This is a genomic window from Pseudomonas sp. CFII68, from assembly GCF_000416195.1.
Taxonomy (GTDB): Bacteria; Pseudomonadota; Gammaproteobacteria; order Pseudomonadales; family Pseudomonadaceae; genus Aquipseudomonas; species Aquipseudomonas kilonensis.
In genome coordinates, this window is record NZ_ATLN01000054.1 from 1 (window position 1) to 3,448 (window position 3,448).

At 66.4% G+C, this 3,448-nt stretch carries 1 protein-coding gene; it reads left to right on the forward strand.

Translation table 11 applies throughout. The features are described from left to right. Positions 1-3,448: amino acid adenylation domain-containing protein (locus tag CFII68_RS17755; RefSeq protein ID WP_018604827.1), on the forward strand; the 3,448-nt coding region annotated here is incomplete at both ends.

A 3,448-nucleotide genomic window follows, 5' to 3' on the forward strand; every position in this document is an offset into this window, starting at 1 on the left:
CGCCCAGGAGCCGGTGGCGATCCTCATGCCCAAAGGCCTCGACCAGGTCGTGGCGGCCTATGGTGTATTGCTCGCCGGGGCCGCCTACCTGCCACTCGATAGCAACGCCCCGGCCGCCCGCCGCGACCGCGTGCTGCGCAGCGCCCAGGTGCGTCATGTACTCGGCCAGTCCCACGCCTTGCCCAATACACCGCTGCCTGATGGGTTGCAGTGGCATGCGGTGGATCAACTGGCGCTCGCATCGGCCGACTTCAAAGCGCTCGACGGCAGTCCCGATGACCTCGCCTACGTGATCTTCACCTCCGGCTCCACGGGCGATCCCAAAGGCGTGATGATCAGCCATCGCGCCGCCCTCAATACCGTGCAAGACATCAACCGCCGCTTTCAACTCAGCGCCAAGGACCGCGTGCTGGGGTTGGCACAGTTGAGCTTCGACCTGTCGGTGTACGACCTTTTCGGTCCTCTCGCCGTGGGGGGCGCACTGGTGCTGCCCGACCCGGCGCGCGGCGCCGACCCTTCGCATTGGGCCGAGCTGGTGCAGCGTCACCAGGTGACGCTGTGGAACTCGGTGCCTGCGCAACTGCACATGCTCGCCCACTACCTGCATGCCGAACCCCGGCCACTGGACAGCCTGCGCCTGGCGTTGTTGTCCGGTGACTGGATCGCGCTGAACCTGCCGCCGCAACTTCAACAGCTCTTGCCCGGCCTGGCCCTGGTGGGCCTCGGTGGCGCGACCGAAGCCTCGATCTGGTCCAACCTGCACCCGATCGGCGCGATTGACCCGGCGTGGCGCAGCATTCCTTATGGCCTGCCCTTGGCCAACCAGGGCTTTCGCGTGCTCGACAGCCAATGGCGCGACGCGCCGACCTGGGTGCCCGGCGACCTGTACATCAGCGGCGCCGGCCTGGCCCAGGGTTACCTCGGCGACCAGGCACTGAGCGAGGCGCGGTTCTTCGCTCATCCCGTGGATGGCCAGCGCCTGTATCGTACGGGCGACCGTGGTCGCTACCTGCCGGGTGGCGAGCTGGAGTTTCTCGGCCGTGAAGACGGCCAAGTGAAAATCCGTGGGCATCGCGTTGAACTGGGCGAGATCGACGCTGCGTTGCTCGCCACCCCCGGCGTCGACAGCGCAATCAGCCTGGTCACCGGTGACGAGCGCAGCGAGCGTAGCCTGCTGGCCTTCGTCACCGCGGCGCGGACAGCGCCCCACCCCCTGCCGGACGCGTCCTTGTTCACAACGATCAATCGTTATGCCGACAGCCAGGTCGGCACGTTTGACGCGCAACACGTACGCGATTATCAGGCCGACCTGAGTGTCGCGGCATTGAGCTCGATGCTGGAGGTGATGCTCAAGGCCGGGTTGTTCAGCGACGCGCTGGCCGAACCCGATGCCCCAGCCATTCTCAACGCCCTGCAGGCACAGCCGCGCCATCACTGGCTGGTGCGCCGCTGGCTCGGCTCGCTGTGCGAGGCTGGCCTGGTGCAACTCGAGCAATCGCGCTATCGACTGGCGCAACCCGCGCCAGAGCCGGCGCTTGCCTGGGGTCGGGTGGAACAGGCCATCGCCGCGGGGCTGTGCAGCCAAACGCTGTTCGACTACCAGCTCAACCATATCTGGCAGTTGCCGCAACTGCTCAAGGGCGAGGTCAACCCGTTCGACCTGCTGTTTCCCCAAGGTCAACAGGACCTGGCGTTGCAGCTGTACGGCGGGGACGCCGTCTCGCGCTACAACAATCACAGCATCGCGGCACTGATCAACCGCCTCGCCACTCACCATGACGGCGACGGTCCGCTGCGTATCCTGGAAATCGGCGCCGGCACCGGCGCCACCAGCGCGCCAGTGATCGGCCTGCTCGATGGCTTGGAGGTCGATTACCTGTTCACCGACATGACCGCTTTTTTCCTGCCGGCGGCCAAGCAACGTTTTGCCGAGCACGCCTGGGTGCGCTACGGCGTGCTGGACATCGACCAGGACATTCGTCCCCAAGGGCTGGCCAGCAACAGCGTCGATATCGTGTTGTGCGCGGGCATGCTCAACAGCGTCAAGGACATCGACAAAGCCCTCGGTCAGATCACCGAATTGCTCAGCCCCGGTGGCTGGCTGGTGTTCAGCGAACCCACCGGTGAATGGCCGCCGATCCTGCTGACCCAGGGCTTCATGATGACCCCGGTCAACGGCAACCACGACCTGGGCCGTAGCGGTTTGCACAACGCCGAGACCTGGCAGGCGCGGATCAAGTCCTTTGGGGGTGAATGCCTGCCGGCCCTGCCCCTGGTGGATCACCCGTTGGCCGCCCTCGGCATGCAGGTCTTCGCCGCCCGTTTCAAGGCCGGGTTCCAGCGCCTGGATGTCGACAGCCTGCGTCGCGCCCTGGCGCAGCGCTTGCCCGACTACATGCTGCCAGCACACCTGCAAGTGCTCGACCGCTTGCCATTGACCGCCAACGGCAAGGTCGATCGCAAGGCCCTGGCCGGGTTGCGCCCCGCTGCCGATGCACAGGTGTCTGCTGGCCAGGCGGCGCCGAGCGATCCCCTCACCGCCGAGCTGTGTCGGCTATGGGCCGAGGCGTTGGGATTGACGCAGATTGGCGTCGACGACAGTTTCTACGAAAAAGGCGCCGACTCACTGATCCTCGCCCGTGTCGCCGGTCAACTGCGTGAACAACTGCCCCAGGCCCAGGATTTGAGTTACGACACGCTGCTGCGGCAGATGCTCAACGAGCCGAACGTCGCCGCCCTGGCGCGCCTGCTCAACCACGGCGAAACCGCGCCAGCCACCGCTGCGGCGAGCGGCGAAGCCCAGCGTTCATCCAGCAGCAATGCGTTGGTGGTGCCGTTCGGCGGTGGCGAGGTCGGCCCGGTGCGGGTGATGTTCCACGCCGCCCTCGGCACGCTGGATTACTTCCAGCACCTGGGGCGCGCCCTGGCCGAGCAGCAGGCCGGGCCGGTGATCGGCTTTGCCGTGGCCGACACCGAGCGCTACCTGGCCCTGGAGCCCAAGCGCCTGATCGAAAGCGTGGCCCAGGACTACGCCGAACGCTTGATCGCCGACGGTCACCAGCGCTTCCAGTTGATCGGTTACTGCCTCGGCGGGCTGCTCGCCACCGAAGTCGCCCGGCGTTTGCTCGAACGCGGCATGGACGTGGTGGACCTGAGCCTGATCGACAGCATTCCGATGTTCATCGACACCGACGAAGAGCTGGCCTACGAGGCGATCTTCGTGCCCAACCTGAACCTGGACCCGGTCAAAACCGTGTTTGGCGCGCACATCGAAGACTACGACGTGTACCGCGCCATCGACCTGCTGATGGCCCGTGACAATCGCCGCGTGCCGGCCGGGGCCATGGCGTCCTTGAGCGGCGACCCGGGCCTGGAAGCCCTGGCGCTGGCGGTGCGACAACAATCGGCGCGCAGCCAGGAACAACGCCTGGCCGAGTACGCGCGCCTG